At 70.5% G+C, this 24,376-nt stretch carries 21 protein-coding genes; 14 read left to right on the top strand and 7 right to left on the bottom strand.

Annotated elements, in window-relative coordinates; genetic code table 11:
- Position 1: 1 nt before the first annotated feature.
- Positions 2-1,570, bottom strand: a complete 1,569-nt coding sequence (locus I6A60_RS14245; RefSeq protein WP_203023299.1) for an MFS transporter — start codon at positions 1,568-1,570, stop codon at positions 2-4.
- 125 nt (positions 1,571-1,695) lie between these two features.
- Between I6A60_RS14245 and I6A60_RS14240 the strand changes: the two genes are divergently transcribed.
- The 10 genes from I6A60_RS14240 to I6A60_RS14195 all read left to right on the top strand — a co-directional run bounded on the left by I6A60_RS14240 (position 1,696) and on the right by I6A60_RS14195 (position 12,940).
- Positions 1,696-2,427, top strand: a complete 732-nt coding sequence (locus tag I6A60_RS14240) for a TetR/AcrR family transcriptional regulator (protein WP_203023300.1) — start codon at positions 1,696-1,698, stop codon at positions 2,425-2,427.
- Positions 2,428-2,504: 77 nt separating this feature from the next.
- Positions 2,505-3,458, top strand: coding sequence for a zinc-binding dehydrogenase (locus tag I6A60_RS14235; RefSeq protein WP_203023301.1), 954 nt, complete (start codon positions 2,505-2,507; stop codon positions 3,456-3,458).
- A complete protein-coding gene (locus tag I6A60_RS14230; protein WP_203023302.1) occupies positions 3,455-3,928 on the top strand; it encodes a VOC family protein in 474 nt (157 codons plus the stop codon). Before I6A60_RS14235 ends, I6A60_RS14230 begins: the two co-directional genes overlap by 4 nt.
- Positions 3,925-5,280: an alpha/beta hydrolase domain-containing protein gene (locus I6A60_RS14225; RefSeq protein WP_203023303.1), complete on the top strand. Its 1,356-nt coding sequence runs from the start codon at positions 3,925-3,927 to the stop codon at positions 5,278-5,280. The genes I6A60_RS14230 and I6A60_RS14225 overlap by 4 nt, the downstream gene beginning before the upstream one ends.
- Positions 5,281-5,315: 35 nt before the next feature.
- Positions 5,316-6,344, top strand: coding sequence for a DUF2889 domain-containing protein (locus I6A60_RS14220; protein WP_203023304.1), 1,029 nt, complete (start codon positions 5,316-5,318; stop codon positions 6,342-6,344).
- Positions 6,345-6,456: 112 nt separating this feature from the next.
- Positions 6,457-7,758, top strand: a complete 1,302-nt coding sequence (locus I6A60_RS14215) for an acyl-CoA dehydrogenase family protein (protein WP_203023305.1) — start codon at positions 6,457-6,459, stop codon at positions 7,756-7,758.
- Positions 7,759-7,865: 107 nt separating this feature from the next.
- Positions 7,866-8,870: a phosphotransferase family protein gene (locus I6A60_RS14210; protein WP_203023328.1), complete on the top strand. Its 1,005-nt coding sequence runs from the start codon at positions 7,866-7,868 to the stop codon at positions 8,868-8,870.
- Between the two features lie 4 nt (positions 8,871-8,874).
- The gene (locus tag I6A60_RS14205) at positions 8,875-9,852 is read left to right on the top strand and encodes an NADPH:quinone oxidoreductase family protein (RefSeq protein ID WP_203023306.1); all 978 of its coding nucleotides are present in this window, start codon (positions 8,875-8,877) and stop codon (positions 9,850-9,852) included.
- A 167-nt stretch (positions 9,853-10,019) separates the two neighbouring features.
- Complete coding sequence (locus tag I6A60_RS14200) at positions 10,020-11,309, top strand: ABC transporter substrate-binding protein (RefSeq protein WP_203023307.1); 1,290 nt, start codon at positions 10,020-10,022, stop codon at positions 11,307-11,309.
- Positions 11,310-11,659: 350 nt separating this feature from the next.
- Positions 11,660-12,940 (top strand): ABC transporter substrate-binding protein, encoded by a 1,281-nt coding sequence (locus I6A60_RS14195; RefSeq protein WP_203023308.1) that lies wholly within the window; start codon positions 11,660-11,662, stop codon positions 12,938-12,940.
- Between the two features lie 77 nt (positions 12,941-13,017).
- Here I6A60_RS14195 and I6A60_RS14190 read toward each other — a convergent pair whose 3' ends face one another.
- Complete coding sequence (locus I6A60_RS14190) at positions 13,018-13,683, bottom strand: TetR/AcrR family transcriptional regulator (RefSeq protein ID WP_203023309.1); 666 nt, start codon at positions 13,681-13,683, stop codon at positions 13,018-13,020.
- Between the two features lie 204 nt (positions 13,684-13,887).
- Here I6A60_RS14190 and I6A60_RS14185 point away from each other — a divergent pair, with 204 nt between their 5' ends.
- From I6A60_RS14185 to I6A60_RS14175, 3 genes are read left to right on the top strand one after another with little or no spacing between them, the layout of a single operon-like run.
- A complete protein-coding gene (locus I6A60_RS14185) occupies positions 13,888-14,955 on the top strand; it encodes an acyl-CoA dehydrogenase family protein (RefSeq protein ID WP_203023310.1) in 1,068 nt (355 codons plus the stop codon).
- Positions 14,939-16,114, top strand: a complete 1,176-nt coding sequence (locus I6A60_RS14180) for an acyl-CoA dehydrogenase family protein (RefSeq protein WP_203023311.1) — start codon at positions 14,939-14,941, stop codon at positions 16,112-16,114. The genes I6A60_RS14185 and I6A60_RS14180 overlap by 17 nt, the downstream gene beginning before the upstream one ends.
- Before the next feature lie 33 nt (positions 16,115-16,147).
- Entirely contained in the window at positions 16,148-16,945 is a 798-nt protein-coding gene (locus I6A60_RS14175) for an enoyl-CoA hydratase (protein WP_238435409.1), read from the top strand.
- Between the two features lie 281 nt (positions 16,946-17,226).
- On the opposite strand, the gene I6A60_RS14170 is transcribed toward I6A60_RS14175, so the two are convergent.
- The 5 genes from I6A60_RS14170 to I6A60_RS14150 all read right to left on the bottom strand — a co-directional run bounded on the left by I6A60_RS14170 (position 17,227) and on the right by I6A60_RS14150 (position 22,340).
- Positions 17,227-17,943, bottom strand: coding sequence for a hypothetical protein (locus tag I6A60_RS14170; RefSeq protein WP_203023313.1), 717 nt, complete (start codon positions 17,941-17,943; stop codon positions 17,227-17,229).
- Positions 17,944-18,501: 558 nt separating this feature from the next.
- Positions 18,502-19,320, bottom strand: coding sequence for an acyl-CoA dehydrogenase family protein (locus I6A60_RS14165; RefSeq protein WP_203023314.1), 819 nt, complete (start codon positions 19,318-19,320; stop codon positions 18,502-18,504).
- A 2-nt stretch (positions 19,321-19,322) separates the two neighbouring features.
- A complete protein-coding gene (locus tag I6A60_RS14160) occupies positions 19,323-20,531 on the bottom strand; it encodes an acyl-CoA dehydrogenase family protein (protein ID WP_203042000.1) in 1,209 nt (402 codons plus the stop codon).
- Between the two features lie 95 nt (positions 20,532-20,626).
- Positions 20,627-21,058, bottom strand: a complete 432-nt coding sequence (locus I6A60_RS14155) for a nuclear transport factor 2 family protein (RefSeq protein ID WP_203023315.1) — start codon at positions 21,056-21,058, stop codon at positions 20,627-20,629.
- A gap of 70 nt (positions 21,059-21,128) precedes the next feature.
- A complete protein-coding gene (locus I6A60_RS14150; protein WP_203023316.1) occupies positions 21,129-22,340 on the bottom strand; it encodes an amidohydrolase family protein in 1,212 nt (403 codons plus the stop codon).
- 400 nt (positions 22,341-22,740) lie between these two features.
- Between I6A60_RS14150 and I6A60_RS14145 the strand changes: the two genes are divergently transcribed.
- Positions 22,741-24,357 carry an aldehyde dehydrogenase family protein gene (locus tag I6A60_RS14145; RefSeq protein WP_238435408.1) on the top strand — a complete coding sequence of 539 codons (1,617 nt, stop codon included), beginning with the start codon at positions 22,741-22,743 and terminating at the stop codon, positions 24,355-24,357.
- Positions 24,358-24,376 lie beyond the last annotated feature (19 nt).

Here is a 24,376-nt window from a genome sequence, read left to right as displayed (position 1 = left end):
GCTAGTCGCCGGCCACCGCGAGCGCCGCGGACAGCCGCTCCGCCTCGAGCTCGGCCTCGGCCGCCGGGCTCGGGGCAGCCGGGCTCGGGACTGCCAGGCTCGGCGCCCCCTGGCTCGGGGTCGCCGGGCTCGGGGTCGCAGGCGCCGCGGCCGGCCGGTGACGCGGCAGCGCGCAGGCGATCAGGCAGGAGAGCACCGCCGTCCCGGCGCCGATCAGGAAGCTGGTCTGCAGCCCGGAGTGCGAGGGCACGCGGACCGGCCCGAGCGAGACGGTCATGCTCGAGATCACCGAGCCGAGGACGGCACTCGCCGTGGACGTACCGATCGCGCGCATCAGCGTGTTCAGACCGATGGCCGAGGCGCCCTCCTCGACCGGCACGGCACGCATGATCAGCGTCGGCATGGCGGCGTACGAGAGCCCGACCCCGGCGCTGATCACGATGCAGAACCCGAGAACCCCGGCCGGACTGCCGGAGAGCCCCAGCGTCAGCAGGTAGCCGGCCGCGACCACGGCCGCGCCGCCGATCAGGGCGGTCTTCGGCCCCCGCGCGGAGATCAGCCGCCCGGCCAAAGGCGAGACGGCCATCATCGCCAGGCCCGCCGGGCCCATCCACAGTCCGGTGGCCAGCAGCGACTGGCCGAGCCCGTAGCCGGTCGCCTTCGGCAGCTGCAGCAACTGGGGGATGACCAGCGACTGGGCGTACATCGAGAAGCCCAGCGCGATCGACGCGACGTTGGTGACGACCACCTGGCGGCGGCTCATCGTGCGCAGGTCGATGAGCGGCCCGTCGGCGCGCAGCTCGAAAACGCCCCACAGCAGCAGGACCAGCACCCCGCCACCGAGCAGGCCGAGCGTCAGCGCGCTCCCCCAGCCCCAGTCGGTGCCCTTCGAGATCGCGAGCATCAGGCCGAGCAGGCCCACGGACAGCAGAATCGCGCCCGGCACGTCGAACCCACCGGTGGCCCGGACCGGCGACTCGGGGATGACCCGGGCGATCAGCACGACCAGCACCAGGCCGACCGCGGCCGAGATCCAGAACAGCACGTGCCAGTCGGCCTTCTCCGCGATGATCGCGGCGATCGGCAGGCCGAGCGCACCGCCGACGCCGAGCGAGGAGCTCATCACCGCCATCGCCGAGACCAGCCGCTCGGCCGGCAGGAGGTCGCGCATGATGCTCACGCCGAGCGGGATCACAGCGATGCCGATGCCCTGCAGCGCCCGGCCGGCGACCAGCGGGACGATCGACGTGGCCAGGGCGCCGACGACCGAGCCGACCAGCTGGGTCGAGACGGCGACCAGCATCATCCGCCGCTTGCCGAACAGGTCACCGAGCCGGCCGAACACCGGGTTGGCGACGGCGCCGGCCACCAGCGTCGCGGTGATCGCCCAGAACGCGTTGGACGCCGACGTGTGCACCAGCGCCGGCAGCTTCGGGATCAGCGGAATGATGAGCGTCTGCATCAGCGACATCGACGTGCCGACGGTCGCGAGGACCGCCACGACGGCGTCCGCCCGCACCGGCGGAGCGGCCAGGGCCGGGACGGCGGCGGTGGTGCGGCTGACGCTCATGGCGGCCCTCCTCGATATATGCAGAGTGCACACAATATGTATCACGCATATTGCTCGGTTCCCAGTGGCGAATCGTTCGGGGGGCCGGTGACTTTGCCCACCCGACATGTCAGAATCGGATTCTGATGACGCAGAACGCTGATCGACTCCTGCCCGGCGGGTCCGGGCCCGTCCCCACCCAGGACCATCAGGTCCCGGCGGCCCGGGACGCCTCGGCCTCACCGGCCGGCAAGGACGTCGCCGCCCGGACAGCCGCGCGCACCCTGGCTGCGCGGACCGCCGGCTACACCAACGAGGTCCGGCGGCTGCTCGACGCCGGCCTCGTGGTGGTCATCCGCAACGGCACCTCGTCGCGGCCGCGGGTCGCCGACATCGTGGCCGAGGCAGGCCTGTCGAACGACGCGTTCTACCGCCACTTCCCGTCGAAGGACGCCCTGGTCGCCGCCCTGATCGAGGACGGCGCGGAGCGGCTCGCCAGCTACGTCGACCATCAGATGAGCAAGGAGCCGACGCCGGCGGGCAAGGTCCGCCGCTGGGTCGAGGCGGTGCTCGCGCAGGCCATGGGCGACGTCGCCGAGTCGACCCTCGCGGTGCTGTGGAACGGCAGCGGAAGCGGGGAGGTCGCCTCGGGCCGCCACCCGGCCGCGGCACCGCTGGCGGTACTGCTGCACGAGCCGTTCGCCGCGCTCGGCAGCGAGGACCCGGTGCTGGAGGGCAGCCTCGCCTCGCACGCCACGCTCGGCACGCTGTCCGACCATCTGTGGCGCCGGGCCGAGCCCACCGAGGCCGACGTCGAACGGATCACCCGCTTCCTGCTGCGCGCGGTCACCGGCGCCCCCGCGCCGGACGCCCCCTGACCTCGCCCGCCACACCGGCCAGCACCGCCCACCAGCCACCTCCAGCCAGCACACGAGTCCCCGATCAGGGAGCGCCCATGAAAGCTGTCCGAGCGACGGACGGCGCCGTCGCCGTCGTCGAGCTCGACGCGCCGCCAGGCATCGGCGGCGAGTTAGTCGAGATGAAGTCCGCGAGCATCTGCAGCTCTGACCTCATGTACCTCAGGTACGGGCTGAACAGGGTCGTGGGCCACGAACTCGCCGGCATCCGCGCGGATGGCACCGCGGTCGTCGTCGAGGCGGTTCTCAGCTGCGGCGAGTGCGACCACTGCCGCACCGGCCGCTACAACCTCTGCCCCACGCACTTCACCCAGGCGCTCGGCGCGACCACCGATGGTGGCATGGCCGAGCAGTTCCAGATCCAGTCGAACCGGCTCATCCCGCTCCCGAGCGGGCTGGACGTCAGGGACGGCTCGCTGGCCGAGCCGACCGCCGTCGGCTGGCACGCGCTGCGCCTCGCGCGCACCGGCCCGGACACGTCCGTGGCGGTCGTCGGCGCCGGGGCACTCGGACTGCTGGCGGTGGCCAGCGCGCACAGCCAGGGCGCGACCGAGGTCGCGCTGGAAGCCCGGCACCCGCACCAGATCGCCGCCGGCGAGCGGCTCGGCGCCAAGATCGGCGCGACCGGGCACTACGACGTGGTGCTCGACGCGGCCGGCACGATCGAGAGCCTGGCCCGCGCGGTCGAGCTCGTCGGCCCGCGCGGAAGGGTCGTCTCAGTCGCGACGCATCGCGGTCAGGTGCCGATCGACTGGAGCACCTTGTTCCATCTCGAAGCGAGCATCCTGCCGTCGATCGGCTACTGCATGCATGACAACGGCAGCGGCGAGGCGGTGGCGGAGATCGCCGAGGCCGCAGCGATGCTCGCCGACAACCCCGAGATCGCCCAGACCCTGATCACCCACCGGTTCCCGCTGGAAGACGCCGTCGAGGCGTTCCGAGTCGCGGGCGACCGGGCATCCGGTGCCATTCGAGTAGTGGTGGAGCTATGACGACCCTCCGGCCCGAGAACCTTTACCACGTCGGGATCATCGTCGAGGACTTCGAGTCCGAGCTGAAGCGGCTCACGGAGCTCTTCGGCTACGAGTGGTGCGACGAGCTGGTCGCGGACACCAACGTCCGGATTCACACCGCCGACGGCCCGGTCGAGAAGACGATCACCAACAGGTTCACCTACTCGGTCAACGAGCCGCGCCTGGAGATCATCCGGCCGATCCCGGGAACGGTTTGGACGCCGTCCGACTCGGGCGCGCACCACCTGGGCTACTGGTCGGACGACGTCGTCGCCGACTCCGCCGCCCTGGTCGCGCTGGGCATGCCGCTGGAGGTCGAGGGCGTCGGCCCGGACGGGCTGCCATACTGGACCTACCACCGCGGCACCCAGGGCCCGCGCGTCGAGCTGGTCAGCAGCGCGATCAAGCCAGGCCTCGAGGGGTACTGGGCAGCGGGAGCGGCCCGGTGACCGTCGCCGGCTCGCTCGATCTCGCCGAGTTAACGGGCGGCAGGGGCGTCTACATCGCGTCGCCGGTGCCAGCCGACCTCGCCGGCGTGGGCTACGTCGAGCAGGAGTTCACCGCGACCGGCACGGCGACGGCCTACCGGTCCGCCGGGCCGCTGGGCGCCGACGGCCGCTGGTCGTTCGAGCCGGCCGACACGGCGCCGTACCGCACCCGGATCGTGGTGCGCCGCCCGGCGGCGGCCGCGGACCTCAGCGGTGTCGCCATCGTCGAGTGGCTCAACGTCAGCTCCGGGCACGACTCGGATACCGGCTGGGCTGCCGGCCATGAGGAGATCACCCGGCGGGGCCACCTCTGGGTCGGCGTGTCGGCACAGCTGATCGGTGTCGCCGGTGGCCCGGTGACCGCGTCGACCATCGAGGGTTCCGAGGCACCGGGCCTCGTCGGCACGGACCCGGAGCGGTACGGCGCGCTCGTCCACCCCGGCGACGGTTTCGCGTTCGACATCTTCACCCAGGCAGCCCGGGTGGTCCGGACGGGCGGCGACCTGCTCGGCGGGGCGGCGCCGTCCGTCCTGCTCGCCTGGGGCCAGTCGCAGTCGGCCTACGCGTTGGTCACCTATGTCAACGGCGTCGAACCGCTGGTCCATGGGCTCTTCGACGGCTACCTGCTGCACAGCCGGGGTCTCGGCGCGCTGAACCTCGCCGCGCCCGGCACACCGGCCGGTCTCCAGGAACTGGCGGCCACCAGCCCGGTCGTCATCCGGACCGACACGGCGACGCCGGTCCTGATGGTGCAGGCCGAGGGCGACCTCAACCAGGTGCTGCACTCGCTCGGCTCCCGCCAGGACGACGGCGAGAAGGTCCGGACCTGGGAGGTGGCCGGCGCCGCGCACGCCGACCGGCACACGGTCGGGGCGTTCGCCGATCTGCTCGGCTGCGGAGTGGCCATCAACGACGCTCCGACGCACGTCGTCATCAAGGCCGCGCTGCGCGCGCTGGAGGCCTGGGTGCGCGACGGCATCGAGCCGGCGATGTCGCCACGGATCGAGACCGCCGGCGGCGACGTCGTCCGGGACGACGACGGCATCGCCCGCGGTGGCATTCGGGTGCCTCCGGTGGAGGTCCCCGTCGACGTCCTGTCGGGAATCCCCGGGCCGAACCCGTCGCTGATCTGTCAGCTGCTCGGCTCGACCGTGCCGCTGCCCGCCGAGCGGGTCGCGGCGCTCTACCCGTCGCGCGACGAGTACCTGGCCCGGTTCACCGCGTCGGTGGACCGGCTGGTCTCGCTGGGGTTCGCTCTCGCAGAGGATCGCGACGCGCTGCTCGGGTACGCCCAGCCTGATCGGGTCGGTTGAGCGACGGGCGGCCCGACACGACGAGGGGTGACCGGATGACCAACGACACGCTGACCGGACCGGCGGCACCGGACGGCCCGGCCACCGCGACGCCGCCGCGGCGGCCCGGCCTGGTCCGCCGGACGACGACCCACGACTCGCTGCGGCTCTCCGGCCTCAACGGGCCGGTCACGCTCGACGCGCGCGGCCGGGACCTGCGGGTCGAGCCCGACGGTTCGACGTCGATCCTCGCGGCGCAACGCGTGACGGTCGAGGTCACGTTCCCGGAGCGGGCGATCGCCCGGATCGACACCGATCCGGGCGAGCCTCGGCTGGAGGCGCTGCTGGGCGCCCGGGCCGCGTCGGGTTTCCGGCAGAAGGTCATCGAGGCGTTGCCCGGCGAGGGGGAAAGCCGCTCGGTCCGGTTCCAGCTGCTCGACGACCTCCCGACGGCCCTGCTGATCAGTGGCTACGCGCTGCAGAAGCAGGCGGCGCCCGCGTCGTTCGACCGCGAGCGCAAGCGGGCCGGGCTGACCCTGCAGTACCCGGACCTGTGCGCTGGCTGGATCACCGGCGGCACGATCGTCCGGGGGCTGGAGGAGACCGGGCAGGTGCCGAGGCCGGTCGGCCCGGCGGTCGGCCCGATCGCGGGTACGGACCCGGCCGGCTGGCACGAGGTCGGCCCGCTGCCGGCGCACGGGATGCGCCGGCGTCGGCGTCTCGACGTCTGGTGGGAGCCGGGCGAGCCCGACGCGCGGGTGGAGTGCTTCTTCCGCGACAGCCACATGGACGCGGACGGCGTCGAGACCGCGCTGCACGAGTACACCGTGCACGCGACCGTCGACCCGCGGTCGGGGACGTTCACCAGCTGCGCCGCCGACTTCGGCGCCCTGCCGTGGCAGGAGTGCCCGGTGGCGCTGGCCAGCGCCGGCCGGCTGGTCGGGCGGCGCCCGGACGGCCTGCGCCGCCACGTCCGCGACACCTTCACCGGCATCTCGACCTGCACCCATCTCAACGACACGCTGCGCTCGCTGGAAGACGTAGGCGCACTGATCGACAAGCTGCCCGCGCACCAGGCCGGGTAGGCACCCGAGCCGAGGCGTCGGCCGCACCAAGTCGGGTTCTGAAGATCCAGACTTGTGTTTGGCAACATCAGAATCGTATTCTTCGAGGGACGACGAGGAAGGACACACAGCGATGGCGTGGGACTTCGAGACCGATCCCGAGTACCAGACGAAGCTGGACTGGGCCGACGAGTTCGTCCGCAACGAGGTCGAGCCGCTCGACCTGGCGTTCCCGGACCTGCAGTTCGTCCCGCTGACGGAGACCCGCCGCCGGCTGATCGACCCGCTCAAGCAGCAGGTGCGTGACCACGGCCTGTGGGCGACGCACCTCGGTGTGGACCTTGGTGGGCAGGGCTTCGGTCAGCAGAAGCTGGCGCTGCTGAACGAGATCCTGGGCCGGTCCTCGTGGGCGCCGATCATCTTCGGCTGCCAGGCCCCGGACACCGGGAACGCCGAGATCATCGCGCACTACGGCACGCCGGAGCAGAAGGAGCGCTACCTGCAGCCGCTGCTCGACGGCGAGATGTTCTCCAGCTACTCGATGACCGAGCCGCAGGGCGGCGCGGACCCGACGCAGTTCACCTGCAGCGCCCAGAAGGAGGGCGGCGAGTGGATCATCAACGGGTGGAAGTACTTCTCGTCGAACGCCAGGACGGCGAGCTTCTTCATCGTCATGGTGGTCACGAACCCCGATGTGAGCGCGTACCGCGGCATGTCGATGTTCCTGGTCCCCTCGGACACCCCTGGCATCAACATCGTCCGTAACGTCGGCCTGGCCGGCGAGCCGCTGGGCGACGGAATGCACGCGCTGATCCACTACGAGGACGTGCGGGTGCCGGAGTCGGCGCTGCTCGGCGGCGAGGGCCAGGCGTTCGCCATCGCCCAGACCCGGCTCGGCGGCGGCCGCATCCACCACGCGATGCGCACCATCGGCCAGGCCCAGCGGCTGCTGGACATGACCTGCGAGCGGGCGCTGTCGCGGACGACCGCTGGCAGCAAGCTCGCCGAGAAGCAGTTCGTGCAGGGCTTCATCGCCGATTCGTACGCCCAGCTGCTGCAGTTCCGGCTGCTCGTCATGTACATCGCCTGGGAGATCGACAAGTACCAGGACTACAAGCGGGTCCGTAAGGACATCGCCGTCGCGAAGATCGTCATGCCGACGATCCTGCACGACATCGCGTGGCGGGCGATGCAGATCCACGGCGCCCTCGGCACCACCAACGAAATGCCGTTCTTCAAGTCGATCAACGGCGCCGCGGTGATGGGCCTGGCTGACGGCCCGACCGAGGTCCACAAGGTGACCGTCGCCAAGCAGGTCCTGCGCGACTACAAGCCGACCGACGGCATGTGGCCCACCGAGTGGATCCCCGCGAAGCTCGAGGCCGCCCAGGCCAAGTACGCCGAGTTCCTCGAGCACGAGGTCGGCAACCAGTAGGGCCCGCCAGCTCCCCGAATCCAGATCCAGAACTCTTTCGAAGTGGGGAAACACCTGTGAGCGACGCGGACCCGACACCGCTCGACTTCGACAAGCTCGCCGCCTGGATGGACACCCAGGGGCTGCCCGGCGCGGGCGCCCCGCTCTCGTCCAAGTTCCTGTCCGGCGGGACCCAGAACGAGATCTACCTGCTGACCCGCGGCGACTTCCAGTGCGTCATCCGGATCCCGCCGGCCAAGGCGCCGGCCGACCGGGACGCCGGCATCCTGCGCGAGTGGCGGATCATCGAGGCGCTCGACGGCACCGACGTCCCGCACACCGCGGCGGTCGCGGTGTGCACGGACCACTCGGTGCTCGGCCGGACCTTCTACCTCATGGGCTTCGTCGACGGCTGGTCGCCGATGAACATGAAGGACCGCAAGTGGCCCGAGCCGTTCGACAGCGACCTGGACCTGCGCCAGGGCCTGGGCTACCAGCTCGCCGAGGGCATCGCGCTGCTGTCCAAGGTCGACTGGCAGGCCAAGGGCCTGCAGGACCTGGGCCGGCCCGACGGCTTCCACGAACGCCAGGTCGACCGCTGGACCAGCTTCTTCGAGAAGATCAAGACCCGTGAGCTCGAGGGCATGGACGTCGCCACCGACTGGCTGCGCAACCACCGACCGCTCGACTACATCCCCGGCCTGATGCACGGCGACTACCAGTTCGCCAACGTCATGTTCAAGAACGAGGTGCCGGCCAAGCTGGCCGCGCTCGTCGACTGGGAGATGGGCACGGTCGGCGACCCCAAGCTCGACCTGGCCTGGATGGTCATGAACTGGCCCGAGAACCCGCTGGACCGGGACGCGGTCAAGGCGGGCTACGTCGACCACTACGGGATGCCGACCCGGGACAAGATCGTCGAGCACTACGCCAAGGTCTCCGGCCGCCAGGTCGACGACCTCGACTACTACCTCGTGCTGGCCCGTTGGAAGATCGCGATCGTCCTGGAGCGCGGCTTCGCGCGGGCGGGCAACGACCCGAAGCTGCTCGCGTTCGGGCCGGTCATCGAGCAGGCGATGCGCAACGCGGCCGAGTTCGCCTCGACCACGGACTACAAGCACACGGGGAAGTGAACCCATGAAGGCTGCGGTCTGTGTGGAGTACGGCGGCCCGGAGGTCATCCAGGTCAAGGAGATCGACACTCCGCCGGTCGGGCCGGACCAGGTCCGGGTCGGCGTCCGGGCGGCGGCGGTCAACTTCCCGGACGTGCTCGTCATCGCGAACACCTACCAGGTGAAGGCACCCGTGCCGTTCGTGCCCGGCAGCGAGTTCGCCGGTGTCGTCGAGGAGGTGGGCGCGGACGTCACCGGCCTCGCCCCCGGCGACCGGGTCGCCGGGACGGTGTTCGTCGGCGCCTTCGCCGAGCAGGTCGTGTGCCGTCCCGAGTCGTTGCGCCCCATCCCCGACGGCGTGGATGACCGGTCGGCCGCCGCCTTCGTCGTCGCGCACCGCACGTCGTACCACGTGCTGCGCTCGATGGCCCGGGTCCAGCCGGGCGAGCGGGTGGTGGTGCTCGGCGCGGGTGGCGGCGTCGGCCTCGCGGCCGTCCAGCTCGCCGTCGCCCTGGGCGCCGAGGTGACCGCGGTGGCGAACGCGGCGGACAAGCTCCAGATCGCCGCGGCGAACGGCGCGACGACGCTGCTCGACAACACGGTCGAGGATCTCCGGAAGGCGCTCAAGGTGGCGCACCCGGACGGCGTCGACGTCGTCGTCGACATGGTCGGCGGGGACCTCTCGGAGGCGGCGCTGCGGGCGCTGCGCTTCGACGGGCGTTTCGTGACCGTCGGCTACGCCTCGGGAACCATCCCGCGGATCCCGCTGAACCTGGTGCTGCTCAAGGGCGCGCACATCATGGGCTTCCAGATGCGCGACTTCGCGACCCACCGGCCGGACGAGCTCGCTCGCGACGACCGGGAGCTCACGGAACTGCTCTCCTCGGGGAAGGTTCGCCCGTACATCGGCTCCGTCTTCGACCTGGACGACACGGCCGGCGCGCTGCGGCACGTCGCCGACGGAAAGGCGATCGGAAAGGTCGTGCTCGACGTCGCGTCCTGACCAGACGCACCGTGACGAGCTGAGACCGGTCCTCCCACGAGGTTCACTCCTGGCGACAGGTCGGGGGCGCCCGGATTTCACCGGGCGCCCCTCCTCTTTTTACCGGGCACTGCCCGCCAGCATCGAGTCGATTTCGAACACCGAAAAGCGGTCCCAGGAGAATCACGATGGCGCTGTTTCGATGGCGAAGCTCATCTCGGACAAAAGCCGCATTCCTCGCGGCGGCCACCGGGCTCACCACGCTGGTGGCCTGCGGAGGCCCAGGCACGACGGCCGCCGGAGGCTCCTGCGCCTCCTCCGTCCCTGGAATCACGCCGACCGGCGTCAAGGCGGGAATGGTCTGGAGCGATACCGGGCCGTCGGCCGAGACCATGCGGGCCTTCCGGGCCGGAGTCGACGCCAGGATCGACGCCGCGAACGACCAGGGCGGCATTCTCGGCCGCAGGGTGACCTATGCCTGGCGCGACGACCAGGCCGACAAGTCCCTGAACCTGCACGGCACCCAGGACCTGGTCCAGAACGAGAACGTCTTCGGCATCATCGCGATGCCGAGCGCGACCAGCGCTGAGACCTCGGACTGGCTCGCCAGCCAGGGAATCCCGGTCACCGGCCTTGCCAGCGACGCCAGCTGGCTGGGCAAGAACAACATGTTCTCCTGGTTCTACCTCGGGGACGGCTCGGTCACGACCTGGGGCGACTATGTCAGCCACGAGCGCGGCACCCGGGCCGGCGTCATCGCTGTGTCGGCGAACGCCTCCAACGGCGACTTCACCCAGCAGATCGTGGCCAGCCTGAAGGCCGCTCACATCACGGTCGTCAAGACCTTCGCCATCTCGGACACGACCACCAACTACGCGTCGATCGCGCAGCAGATCAAGGCGGCCGGGATCGACTCCCTGGCCGGTGTCCTCCTCCCGGACGCGGCCGCGCAGCTGATCCCCGCGCTCAAGGAGGTCGGCCTGACCCTGGGCCAGGGCCTCAAGGTCGCGCAGATGCCGCTCGGCTATGACCCGACCGTCCTGGCGAAGTACGGCAGGACCCTCGCCGGGGTCTCCGTCGCCACGGCGATCAGGCCCTTCGAGGAGAGCGCCCCCGGGCAGCAGGCGTTCAGGTCCGCGATGGAGCTCTACGCACCGGAGATCCAGCCTCCGACGCAGGACAGCGCCGTGGACGGCTGGATCTCGGCTGACCTGTTCATCCGGGGCCTGCGGGCCGCCGGCGCCTGCCCGACGCGGCAGTCATTCATCTCCGGGCTGCGCGCGGTCAAGGACTACGACGGCGCCGGCATGTCCCCGCTCGCGAAGAACGATCTGTCGGCCAACTACAAGCAGACGACAAGCTGCTACTACTTCTTGAAGATCAGCCAGGACGGGGCGTCGTTCCAGCCGCAGAACGGTGGGCAGCCGTTCTGCGGGAGCCCGATCAGCCCGGCAGAGGTCACCGCCGCCAACCAGTGATCGGACGGACGCGCCGGGCGAGAGATCCGTGCGCATCCGGGCGTCTCAGTCTCCAGGCAGCTCCGCACACACACCTCGTCCATCGCAAAGACTACCGCCGAACACGGGGCCAAACCGCGACAAGGGGCGTCCGGCATTCCACCGGGCGCCCCTTGTCGGTTACGGCAAAGGCTGCGATTACTATCGACGTTATATGGACGCCGTTGAGAAACCATCGCGCCGAGACCAGGTGACGCGCTAGGTTCCGTCCATCCGACGCGGGGTCTCGCCATGCGCGCGACGTCCGCCCCCTCACGTCGCGGCGGCCCTGAGGCCCCGGACGTTCGCACCCGCATCAGAGGAGCGATGAAGTGTCGTCACCCGGACGCAGTCGGTTAGTTCGTGCTGGCGCGCTAGCTGTGATCGCGGCAAGCCTCGCGGCTGGTCTGGCCGCATGCGGCAGCTCCGGCGCCGCGACTTCCGCGGCTTCCTGCTCGACGCCGGCGCCGGGCATCACGAGCACCACGGTCAATGCGGGACTGCTGTGGGGTGACAGCGGGGACGGCGCCACCTCGATGCCGGACTTCCGCTCCGGCGTCGACGCCCGGTTCGGGCTCGCGAACGACTCCGGCGGCGTCTTCGGCCGCACGGTCAGCTATACCTGGCGCGACGACCAGAGCAGTCAGGACCTCAACCTCCTCGGCGCTCAGGATCTCGTCGGCCGCGGGCACGTCTTCGGCATCATCGAGGCCCCGGGCGCGAGCAACGGTTCCATCACCTGGCTCAACCAGCAGAACATTCCGGTGACCGGGCTGGCCAGCGACCCGGGTTGGGTCGGCCGGAACAACATGTTCTCGTTCTACTACCTGAGCGACGGCTCGAGCACCGTGTGGGGCGACGTCATCAATGCGACGGGAGCCTCCCGTGCCGCGGTGCTCGAGGTCTCCGGGAACAAGTCGAACTCCGATTTCAGCCGCCAGTACGAGGCGAGCTTGCTGGAATCCGGCGTCAAGATCGTGCGGGAGTTCCAGATCGCGGAGGCGGTCACCAGCTACCAGGCGGTCGCGAAACAACTCAAACAGGACGATATCGACGCGCTGGTCGGCGTCCTGCTCCCGAGCACGGCGGCCAAGCTCATCCCGGCGGCCCGAAGCCTTGGCGTGAACCTCAAGATCACCATGATGCCGCTCGGCTACGACCCCGCCGTGCTGGCCGCCTCCGGCAAGGCGATCGCCGGCACGATCATCTTCACCGAGGTCCAGCCCTGGCTCGACACCCCGCGCCAGCAGACCTTCGAGGCGGCGATGGCGAAGTACGCCCCGGAGATCCAGTCGGTGCGGTCGGACAGCGCGGTCGACGGCTTCGTCGCCGCCGACATCTTCATCCGCGGCCTCCAGGCGGCCGGGAAGTGCCCGACGAGGGAATCCTTCATCTCCGGGCTGCGCGCGGTGACGAACTACGACGGGTTCGGCCTCGTCCCGGCGCCGGTCAACTTCGCGACGAACCTCAAGGCGCCGCAGTCCTGCTACAACTTCATCCAGGTCCGCGCGGACGGCTCCGCCTTCGACCCGATGTTCGGGGGGCAGGCCAAGTGCGGCCGGCCGATCTCATCCGCCCGCATGAACCAGCTGCTGGACCCGGGCTCGTCCTGACCCGCACGGGCCCGGCCCGCTGACCCGGCGGGCTCAGCCCGCCGACCCGAGCGGCCGGGCCAAGCGAGGTTCGTCCGTCACCCGGCGAGGGGACGGACGAACCCCCCGGCGCAGAAGTTCCACACCTCGTCGCCGGTGAGCGGGTGGGAGCCCTCGCTGTCCGCCACGACCGCCGTCGACTGGGCCAGGAACATGACCGACTGCATCACCATCGCGGCGGCGCGGCGCGGCCGCAGCTCGGTGCGCAGCTGACCGGTCGCGTCGACGCGGCCCATCAGCTCGGCGAACAGGGTGAGCATCGGCTCGTGCGCGGACCGCACCTCCGCCGGGTAGCTCATCAGAAGCTGGGTGGCGAAGTCCGTGAACAGCGGATGACGGCTCTCCGGGCCCGGGAGCGAGCTCGCGAACAGCATCCGGACGGCGAGCTCCAGCCCGGCGAGCGGGTCGACCTCGATGGTGGCGGCGGCACGGATCTCGTCGGCGGAACGGCGCAGGGCGTTCTCGAACAGGGCCAGCAGCAGCTCGTGCTTGCCGCCGAAGTGCTGATAGAAGCTGCGCAGCGACTGGCGCGAGCGGTCGACGACCTCCTGTACGGTGAAGTCGGTCGACCCCTTCGCGACGATGATCTCCTGGGCGGCCTCGAGGAACTGCTGGACCTTGCGCTCGGCACGCAGCCGCGCGGCCTTGGTGGAGCGCTCGACCGCACGCTGCTTCCAGGCCGGCTCTTCACTCAGCGTGCTCACGGCAAGCTCCTGATCCTGCGCCATGGGAAGAACGTACTCCCCACTATGCGTGCAACCACGTGTGCTCTTGGCTCCCTCCGCCCGCGCAACTCGCGAGAGGATGCTTCCATCTTTAGAGAATGGTATTCTCGCACGAGTCCGAGCGAAATGTCGGTAGGAGGGCCTTCGTGGCTGAAAAGTCACTAACCGTCAGTGGGAGCCGACATGCTCTTTGAGTTCGACGAGGACCAGCAGCTGCTGCGCGCCACCGTCCGCGACGTGTTGTCGAAGGAGTGCCCGCCGGCGATGGTCCGTTCCGTCGCCGACCAGGGCGTCGACCCGATGCCACTCTGGCGGACCTACGCCGAGCTCGGCTGGACCGAGCTGACCGGGACGAGCGAGGCGGTCGAGCTCGCGATCGTGCTGGAGGAGCTCGGCCGGGCGACCGACCCGACGCCCTACCTGGCCACACTGACCTGGTACGCGCCGTTGGTGGCCGGGGCCGCGGACGGGTCGGCCGCCGGCGACGGGGAGACCGGCACGGCCGTGTTCGACGGGGTCAGCGCGCATCTCGACCCGCACGGTGACGGCGCCTGGATCCTGGACGGCACTGCGCACCACGTGCTAGACGGCGACCGGGCCGACTGGTTCGCCGTGGTCACCGACGCCGGGGTGTTCACCGTGCCCGCCGCCGACGCGACGGTCCACCGCACCGAGGCCTTCGACCCGCTGCTACACGTCGCCGACGTCAGCTTCTGGCAGGTCAGGGTCCCGGCGTCACACCGGGTCGAGGCCGACGTCGAGCTGGCCCGCGACATCGCGCTCACCGGTCTCGCCCTGACCATGGTCGGCGCCTGCCGGCGGGTGCTGGAGCTGACGCTCGACCACGTCCGCACCCGCGAGCAGTTCGGCGTCCGGATCGGCTCGTTCCAGGCGGTCAAGCACAAGGCCGTCGACATGCACGTCGCGATCGAGCGGGCCACCGCCCTGGCGTACTTCGCGGCACTCACCCTGGCCGAGGAGGACCCGCGCCGGTCCACCGCGGCGGCGATGGCGAAGGCCGCGGCCGGCGAGTGCACCCAGCTGGTGTTCGAGAGCGGCTTCCAGCTGTTCGGCGGTATGGGCTTCACCTGGGAGAACGACCTGCAGTTCGCGCTGAAGCGGGCGCTGGCCGGTGAGCTGCTGCTCGGCGGGGCCGACGTGCACCGGGCCAGGATCGCCGCCGCCCTGCTCGACGGCCCGGCGACGGCCGGCGACCAGCCCGCGAAGGAGCGTCATGCAGCTGCGGTTTGACGACGACGTCGAGGCGTTCCGCGCCGAGTTCACGGCGTTCCTGGACGCGAACCTGCCGGCCGTCGAGGAGGCCACCGAGCGGCCGACCTCGACCGCGCACATGCCGGCCTGGTCACGGCGCTGGCAGCGGCTGCTGTTCGACAACGGCTGGCTGCTGCCCGGGAACACGCCGGAGTTCGGCGGCCGCAACGCCAGCCTGCTCCAGCAGTTCGTCCACCTGGAGGAGCTGGGCAAGCGGCGGATTTACCACAGCTTCAACCCGCAGGGCCTGGGCATCATCGCCGCGTCGCTGCTGACCTTCGGCACGGACGAGCAGAAGCACCGCTGGGCCGTGCCGATCCTCAAGGCCGAGATCACCGCGGCGCTCGGGATGAGCGAGCCGGGCGCGGGCTCGGACCTCGCCGGCCTGCGTACCCGGGCGACGCTCGACGGCGACCACTTCGTCGTCAACGGGCAGAAGATCTGGACGTCCGGTGCGCACGACGCCGACATCCTGCTGACCTTCGTGCGCACCGACCCGGACGCGCCCAAGCACAAGGGCATCAGCGTCCTGGTGATCCCGACCGACCTGCCGGGCCTCACCCGCCGGCCGTTCGGCTCGATCCTGGGGACCGACGACCAGGACTTCAACGAGGTCTTCTTCGACGACGTCCGCGTACCGGCCGAGAACCTCATCGGCGAGCTCAACAAGGGCTGGCACGTCGCGAACGGCTCGCTCGGGCACGAGCGCACGATGCTGTGGCTGAACTTCGCCGACCGCCTGGACGAGTTCGTCGAGGACTTCCGGCCGACGACCACGCTCGACCGGGACCGTTACGCGACGCTGGCGATGGACGCGACCGCCCTGCGGCTGCTCGGCTCGGCCGCGCTGGCCAAGGCGGCCCGTGGCCAGGAGGACGTCGCCTCGATCTCGGTGCTGAAGCTCCTCGGCTCCGAGGCGGTCCGGACCACCGCCCGCCACGCCCTGCTCGCCCAGGGCTCGGCCGGGCTCGACGGCGCCGCGAACTCGCGGCCCTTCGAGCACATGAACCTCGACTGGTTCTTCGCCAGCTGGTTCAAGCGGTACGCCCACAGCTTCTCCGGCACCATCGCTGGCGGCACGTCGGAGATTCAGCGCACGATTGTCGCCGAGCGAGTGCTCGGCCTGCCCCGGAGCTAACCGGTCAGCGAAACGGTCATGGGAGTTACCGACTTGTACATTCTCTACGATGTCGCGGACAGCATCGCGACGATCACGTTGAACCGTCCGGAAGCCGCGAACGCACAGAACGGCGCGCTGCTGGAGGAGCTCAACGACGCCTGGGTGAAGGCGGCGGAGGACCCCGAGGTCAAGGTCATCATTCTGCGCGCCGAGGGCAAGCACTTCTCGGCCGGGCACGACCTGAAGCCGGACCCGTCGACGCCGACCCCGGCGAAGATCACCCTCGAGGACATCTACAACATCGAGGCGCGGCGGTACCTGGAGTTCTCGCTGCGCTGGCGCAACATCCCGAAGCCGTCGATCGCGGCGGTACAGGGCCGGTGCATCGCGGGCGCGCTGCTGCTGTGCTGGCCGTGCGACCTGATCATCGCGGCCGACGACGCCAAGTTCTCCGACCCGGTGGTCGCGATGGGCATCGGCGGCGTCGAGTACCACGGCCACACCTGGGAGCTCGGGGCCCGTAAGGCCAAGGAGATCCTCTTCACCGGCCGCGCGGTCACCGCCGAGGAGGCGGAGAAGGTCGGCATGGTGAACAAGGTCGTCCCACGGGCCGACCTCGACGCCGAGACCCGGGCGCTGGCCGCGCAGATCGCGGTGATGCCGTCGTTCGGCCTGCGCCAGGCCAAGCGCGCCGTCAACCAGACGCTCGACGTCCAGGGGTTCTACGCGGCGATCCAGTCGGTCTTCGACATCCACGAGACCGGCCACGGCAATGCGCTCTCCGTGTCCGGATTCCCGGTCCTGGTGAACCTCAGCCAGATGAAGGACACCATCAAGTCCGTCAACTAGCCGGTCCTCCTGGTCCCCCTTCGAAGGCGGCCGGCCCCACGGGGTCGGCCGCCTTTCGCTTTGCGGGATCGACCAGTCACCGCCGGTCACCTCGACCGGATTGTCCTCGTCCTGGAACTTCGTTTCATTGATCGCCGTTTCGGCCCTCGCGCGGTTGTGATCGGGGCCGCTTTGCGAGAACCAGAGTGCCGAGACGGCGATCAATGCACGGAGGTGGTGGCCCGCTCCTCCTGACGAGGGCCGCGCCGGATATCGCCGATCCCATCTTGAAGTGCGGCCCGCTACTGGTTGGCCAAGAGCTGGTTGATCTGCGTGGCCAGCTCTGCGTCGAGAGCGCCGTCCGGTGGGGCGGAGGTCTGGCCGACGGTAAGACTTTCCTCTATCCGTCCGCGAGCAAAAAATGCGACGTCGAGATAGGTGGTGGTGCCGTCCGTGGAAGTTTTCATCCGCACCGCATAGAGAGTTCCCGGAATATTGATCTTGACGACGGAATCAATATTCGCGCCCAATCCGCCAGTGGATCCGGTCGGGTCTTCATTGGAAATCTTCTGGAGGCACCCCGGAAGCCGGCCCACAATGGTCGGGTCGGCAAGGGCCATCGCGTCCTCGGCGACGTCCACAGCAGGGATGACCTGAGCGCCAGAGGCAAAGAAGGTACCGCTCGCATCGTTGGCGAAGTCAGCGCTGTCGGCCTGGTTGGCGACGATCCGGAAGAAATGCGCGCCGACGCAGGCGTTGAGAGCGGTAGCACCCGCGGGGTCGGTGCCACCGCCGGAGCCAGTAGCGGGTGACGCCGTGAAGCCGGGCGGCGCGGCCGACGCTGGCAGGACGTAGTCGGTCGCTTGTAGCGCTCGCTGCGGCGTGGGGGTGGCCGGTGACGTCGACACTCCCCCACCGCCCGCAGGCCTGGGCGGCGAACTCGACGAACACCCGGACAGCACGAGCGCGATGCCCGCCGCCGCGACCGCCGTGCCTCGAAACGCCGATGAAACCGTCACCGCTTGTCTCCGATTGTTGTCAGCGACCGCACAAGCAGCAATGACTCTAGATCCTCGGACGCTGTGGCGCCCACCCTTTTATGACCAATTGGGACAGGGGGCGGCATCGGTAGTTCCTGGCCTTTGCACTGACCAGGCCGCACCACGTAAACCCGGAAAGGAGCGGATGTCGCTCCTCCGTCGGCGTGCGCTGGCCTGCGCCGGAGGTGGGAAATGGCCGCCGGATGCCGGCGCCGACGGCGACCTGGACCTCGGTCAGCAGATCCTCGCGACGGCGACCCGACGGCAGGCCGGTCAGCACAGTCGAACTCGTCCACGGCAGGACCGCGGCTGGGCTCGCGTCGACACGCGGCCCAGCCGTCCGCCTGGGTCCACCGCGCCAAGGCCTATCGAGACTGGCCGCGCCTCGCCGGCCAGCGCGGCTGGTGATCGCCGTTTTGGCCCTCGGGTGGTCGTAGCCAGGGCGTTTGCACGACCACCCGAGGGCGGAAACAACGATCACGGCCCGAAGGCGGCCGGCCAGCCAGGCAAGATCGCGGGAGGCTCTGGTGCCGGTTCCTACAGCTGGGCGATGCGGGGGGCCGTGCGGCGGGCGCGGATGAGGGCGCCGGCCTCGCGGGTGAGCTCCCGGCTGTTGCCGAGCAGGCCGTCGAGGGTGAGCACGCGGCGGATGTGGTGGTGCAGGTCGTGCTCGGCGGTGAACCCGATGCCGCCGAGCACCTGCTGGCAGTGCCGGGCCGCGTCCAGCGCCGCCTGGCCGGCGGCCGCCTTCGCCAGCAGCGCGCCGAGCTCGTCGTCGGCCGCCGTCAGCGTGGCCTCGGCGCCTTCGAGCGCGACGTACGTCTCGGCGAGCCGGTGCCGGACGGCCTGGAACCCCGCGACCGGGCGGCCGAACTGGTGGCGGTCCAACGCGTGCGTGCGGGCCAGGTCGAGCATCGCGCGCCCGGTCCCGACCAGCCACCAGGCGAGTGCGCGGCGGCCTGCGGCGAGCGCCACCGGGTCCGCGGCGACCTTGCCACCGTCGGCCGCGTCCGCCGCCACGACCCGCAGCGGCACGGGCCCGTCGAGGATCGTCCCCTCGCCCACGACGTCGGCCCGTTCCCAGACGACGGTGCGCCCACCCGCGTAGGGCAGCGCGACGACACCGCCGATCGGCGAGCCGATGGCGGCGAGCAGGACGTCGTTGACGAGCGGAGCGTGCGCCCCGGTCTGCCCCAGCAGGGCGAACACCAGCGGGATCGCGTCGGCGGACTCCTCGGCGAGCAGGTCCGCCCAGCCGAGCTCGGCCAGCGCCACGTCGAGCGCCGCGCCCGCCGGGGTGTCGGCCATCGTCCCGCGCAGTGCCTCGGCGAGAAGGTCCCGTTCCTGCGCGTCCACGCCTACTCCTTGCCCAGGTTCAGCAGCCGGCGGGCGACGATGTTGCGCTGGATCTCCGCCGTGCCGCCGTAGATGGTCGCCGCCCGCGAGTACAGGTATTCGGTACGCCAGTGCGCGTCCGTCAGCTCGATCGCGCCGGGCAGCACCTCGCGGGCCGTGTCGAAGAGCTTCTGGTCCGCGGTCGCCAGCAGGATCTTGTCGACGGACGTCTCCGGGCCCAGGTGCACGCCCGCGGCCAGCTGCCGCTGGGTGTTGCGCGACCGGCTGCGGATGGTGTGCAAAGCCAGGTAAGCGGCGCCGAGCGCTGCGTCGGTCGTCGCAGCGGGCTCGGTCTCCTGCGCCTCGACGTCGGCCAGCAGCAGGTCGAGCCGGGTGAACAGGTAGGTGATCCGGTGCCAGAAGCAGGTGGACCGCTCATACGGCAGCAGGTCCATCGCGAGGCTCCAGCCGTCGCCGATCTTGCCGAGCAGCCGCTCGGCCGGAATCACGACGTCGTCGAAGAACACCTCGGCGAACTCGTCGACGCCGTGCATCGTGCGCAGCGGCCGGACGGTGATGCCGGGGGTGTCCATGTCGAGGAAGAACGCGGTGATGCCGGCGTGGCCCGGGCCGGTCCTGGTGAGCAGGACGCAGCGCTGGGCGTACTGCGCGAGCGACGTCCAGACCTTCTGGCCGTTGACGACCCAGCTGCCGTCCTCGCGCTGCGCGGCGCGGGTCGTCAGCGAGGCGAGGTCCGAGCCGGAGCCGGGCTCGGAGAAGCCCTGGCACCAGTGCTCACGGCCGGACAGCAGCCGCGGCAGCATCTCGGCCGCGAGCTCGGGCCGGGCGTACGAGATCATCGTCGGCGCGAAGACCTCGATCAGCGAGTAGTTGGTGGCGTCGGTCAGGTCACGGTTCGCCACCTCCTCGCCGAGCACGGCCCGCAGCACGTCCGGGCCGCCCAGACCGCCGGCCTCGACCGGCCAGCCGTAGCGCATCCAGCCCGCGTCGTAGAGCGCGCGGCGGACCTTGCCGAGCTGGCCGACCTCCGCGTCGAGCGAGTGGTCGTCCACCGGCTTGGCCAGCTCGGCCGCGTGCTCGTCAAGCCAGGCCCGCACCGCGGCGCGGAACTCCTCGACGGTGACCGTCTCACCGTCGACCGGCGGCACGAACCCGGCCGGCACGAGGCTGGAAGCGCGCTGCGTCTCTGGTTCGCTCCGTCGCGAACCCATCGCCCCCCCGGTCAGCGCATCCGCGCCGACCGGGGACCCCTGCTCGCGGCCGTCCTCCTCCGTCGGACGACCACTCCGCGGGTTCGCTCCTACGCTCACAGGTTGATCCGCTCAATGACATGCGGAATCCCGTGGTCGTGGTCGCCGCTGCGGCGGATGAACGTCATCGCCCGGGTGCGCAGCCGCCAGCCGTCGTCCGTGCGCAGGTAGGTGTCCCGGTAGTAGCCGATGCGCATGTCGTGCGCGGAGTGCTCGATGAAGCACAGCGGCTGGGTGCCGGTCGCGTTGAGGCCGTCGTCGGCGAAGTCGATGGCCGGCGTGCCGGTGAGGAACAGGCCCTTGGGCGCGGCCGCGACCAGCGCCGGGAAGTCCTTGAGCGCGAACGTGTCCCCGAATGCGCTGTATGTGCCGTCAGGGGTGAAGACCTTGACCAGACCCTCGATGTCGCCCTGGGTGATGGTCACCGCGTAACGGGCGAGGGTCTGCTGGATCTCGACCAGATCCTCGATGCGGTTCGGCTTGGTCACGGTCTACTCCGAACTTGGGAGCGCGGAAGCTGGGGTCTCTGCACTGACGAGGTCATCGCGACCGTCGAGATCAGTAGATGAACTGCTTACCACCCTTCATGACGAAGGGAACGCGGGTCACCACCCGGATGTCCTCGAGCGGGTTGTCGCGCACGGCGATGACGTCGGCGAGCAGGCCCTCGCCGAGTCGGCCGCGGTCAGTCACGTCGATCAGGTCGGCCCCGACGATAGTCGCGGCCTGGATCGCCTGCAGCGGAGTCATGCCGCGCTCGACGAGGGTGACCAGCTCGTTGCCGTTCTTGCCGTGCGGGATCGCCGGCGCGTCCGAACCGACGGCGATCTTCACGCCGGCCTCGATCGCGTTGCGGATGGACGCCTTCGCCCTCGGCCAGTCCCGCGCAGCCTTCGCCTGGACGCGCGGGTCGGAGGTGCTGAGCACCTGCATGCCGTCGATCAGTGCCTGGGTGGCGACGAGGTAGGTGCCCCGCTTGACCATCAGGTTGATGGTGTCGTCGTCGATCATGAAGGCGTGCTCGATGCAGTCGACGCCGCACTCGATCATCTGGGTCACGGCCTCGGAGCCGTGGGTGTGTGCGGCGACCCGCAGGCCGCGCCGGTGCGCCTCGTCGGTGATCGCGAGCACCTCCGCGTCGGAGTAGTGCTTCGCTCCCGCCGGACCGGTGAGGGTCATGGTGCCGCCGGAGCCGCACATCTTGATGACCTGCGCGCCGTGCTTGATCTGGTGTCGGACGGCCTTGGTGACCTCGTCGACGCCGTTGGCCAGGCCTTCCTCGACCGTGAGCTGCAGGACGTGCGGTGCGAACTGGCCGAACATCGTCGGGTCGAGGTGCCCGCCGGTCGGGGTGACCGCGTGGCCGGCGGGGACGATCCGCGGGCCGTCGACCCAGCCGTTGTCGATCGCCTTCATCAGGGCCACGTCGAGCAGGTAGCCGCCGGTCTTGCAGAACAGGCCCAGGTTGCGGACGGTCGTGAAGCCGGCGCGCAGGGTGCGTCGGGCGTTCTGGGTGGCGCGCATCATCCGCAGCGGCGGGTCGTCGCGCATCTGGCTGGTGAACTGGTTCTCCCCCGGGCCGCCCATCAGGAGGTTGAGCTCCATGTCCATCAGACCCGGCAGGAGGACCAGGTCGCCGAGGTCGATGACCTCGCCCTCGGGCTGTCCGCCCACGCCGACGATGTACTCGCCCTCGATCTTCAGGATGCCGGGCCGGATGATCTCACCGGTGTCGACATCGAGCAGGCCAGCGGCCTTGAGCGTCAGCATCCCGCGTCCTCCTTGAACCTCAGGGCCAAAATCGGGCCCCGTGACATCAGGGCCAAAACCGGGCCCCGTCGGCGTTGACGTGTCTGGACCGCGGCCTCGGACCGCATCGTGGTCTCGCGCTAGTGGTCTCGCGCCCGCACACCAGGCGTCCCAAGCCAGGCGCCGCAAGCCAGCCTTCGCAAGCCAGGCGGAGAACCATGTTCTCAGAGTTGAGTCTCAGATTCTCACGCGGTCGGGAGTCGAGTCAAACGGCCTGACCCGGACCCCGGCCCACCACCTGCGCGGACGCGGCCGTCGGCCACCCGCGCCGGAAATCGCATGTTTGATTCTCGCAGGGCGAGAAGCTAGTTTCCAGCCAGGAAGGCCAACGGCCCACCCGGCCTCGCGATCGCGAAGCAAGATGAGGCGTGAGCGACGCCGGGCCGACCCGGCGAAGATCGACACGGTGTTCGGGAGCGCGGACGCCCAGGAGTGTGCCCGCGCCTGCGCCGAGCACCGACCGCCCGGTGTGGAAGGGAAGGTGGTTCCGGTGAGCGTCACCGAAACTCAGGTTGCGGCTACCCAGGACGCGGTCAGGCGGCCGGCCGTTACAGCCGGGCCTCGGCGGCACGAGCACTGGATCAACGGCCGGGCCGTCGCTCCAGCCGAGGGCGCCTACTTCGCCACCCACAACCCGGCGAACCGAGAGCCGGGCGACACGATCGCCGCGGGCACCGCCGCCGACGTCGAGCTCGCGGTCACCACCGCGGCGGCCGCCTGGCCGGGCTGGGCCGCGCGGCCCGCGCGCGAGCGGTCCGACGTGCTGCACGCCGTCGCCGACGCGATGGCCGCCGCCACCGACGAGCTCGCGGAGCTCGAATGGACCTCCACCGGCAAGGTTCCCGGCCAGGTCGCCTTCGAGATCGGCCTGTCGGTCGACTACTTCCGCTACTACGCCGGGGTGGTCCGCGCGCTCAACGGGCGCACCATCGACCTCGGTGCCGGGGCGCACGCGTACACCCGCCTGGAGCCGTACGGCGTCATCGGCGCGATCACCCCGTGGAACCTGCCGCTCAACCAGGCGTCCCGCGCGCTCGCCCCGGCGCTGGCCGTGGGCAACGCGATCGTCGCCAAGCCCAGCGAGTTCACCGCCACGTCCACCGTGCTGCTGGCGAGGCTCGCGACCCAGGCCGGGCTGCCCGACGGCCTGCTCAACGTCGTCACCGGCACCGGACCCGAGGTCGGCTCCCCCCTCGCGGCGCACCCGCTCGTGCGCAAGGTGGCGTTCACCGGCTCGGTGGCGACCGGCCGGCACCTGGCCCAGGTCGCCGGTGACCGGCTGATCCCGCTGACCCTCGAGCTCGGCGGCAAGTCCCCGGTCGTCGTCTTCGCCGACGCGGACCTCGACCGAGCCGCGGCAGCCGCGGCTGCCGCGATCCAGACGAACTCCGGCCAGGTCTGCTCGGCGACGACCCGCCTGCTGGTCGAGGGCTCGGTGCACGACGAGGTGGTCGCCAGGATCGTCGAGCGGCTGGAGCGCCTGGAGCCCGGCGTCGACTTCGGCCCGATCATCACCGAGGCGCAGTTCGGCAAGGTGCTCGCCGCGTTCGCCGACGCGTCTCGGGACGGCCTCACCCCGCTGACCGGGGGTGCCGCCTACGCCGACGGGCCCGGCGCCGCCGGCCAGTACGTGCGCCCGACCGTCTACGCGGACGTTCCGCTCACCCACCCGCTCGCCCGCGAGGAGGTCTTCGGCCCGGTGCTGGTGACCCGGCGCTTCAGCGACGAGCGGGACGCGGTCGCCGCGGCCAACGACACCGACTTCGGGCTGGTCGCCAGCGTGTGGAGCGGCGACGTCGCGCGCGGGCTGCGGGTGGCCGAGCGGATCGACGCAGGCCAGGTGGCCGTCAACGGCGGGCCACTGACCAACGAGACGCCGTTCGGCGGCTACAAGAACAGCGGCTTCGGCCGGGAGAAGGGCCTCGAGGCCCTGCACGACTACGCCCAGACCAAGACCGTCAGCCTGTCCTTGGGCTGACGGCCAGCGCCTACGCCGG

This window comes from Frankia sp. AgB1.9 (genome assembly GCF_016786355.1).
In the GTDB taxonomy this organism is placed as follows: Bacteria; Actinomycetota; Actinomycetes; order Frankiales; family Frankiaceae; genus Pseudofrankia.
This window is presented reverse-complemented; position numbering and strand designations above follow the sequence as displayed.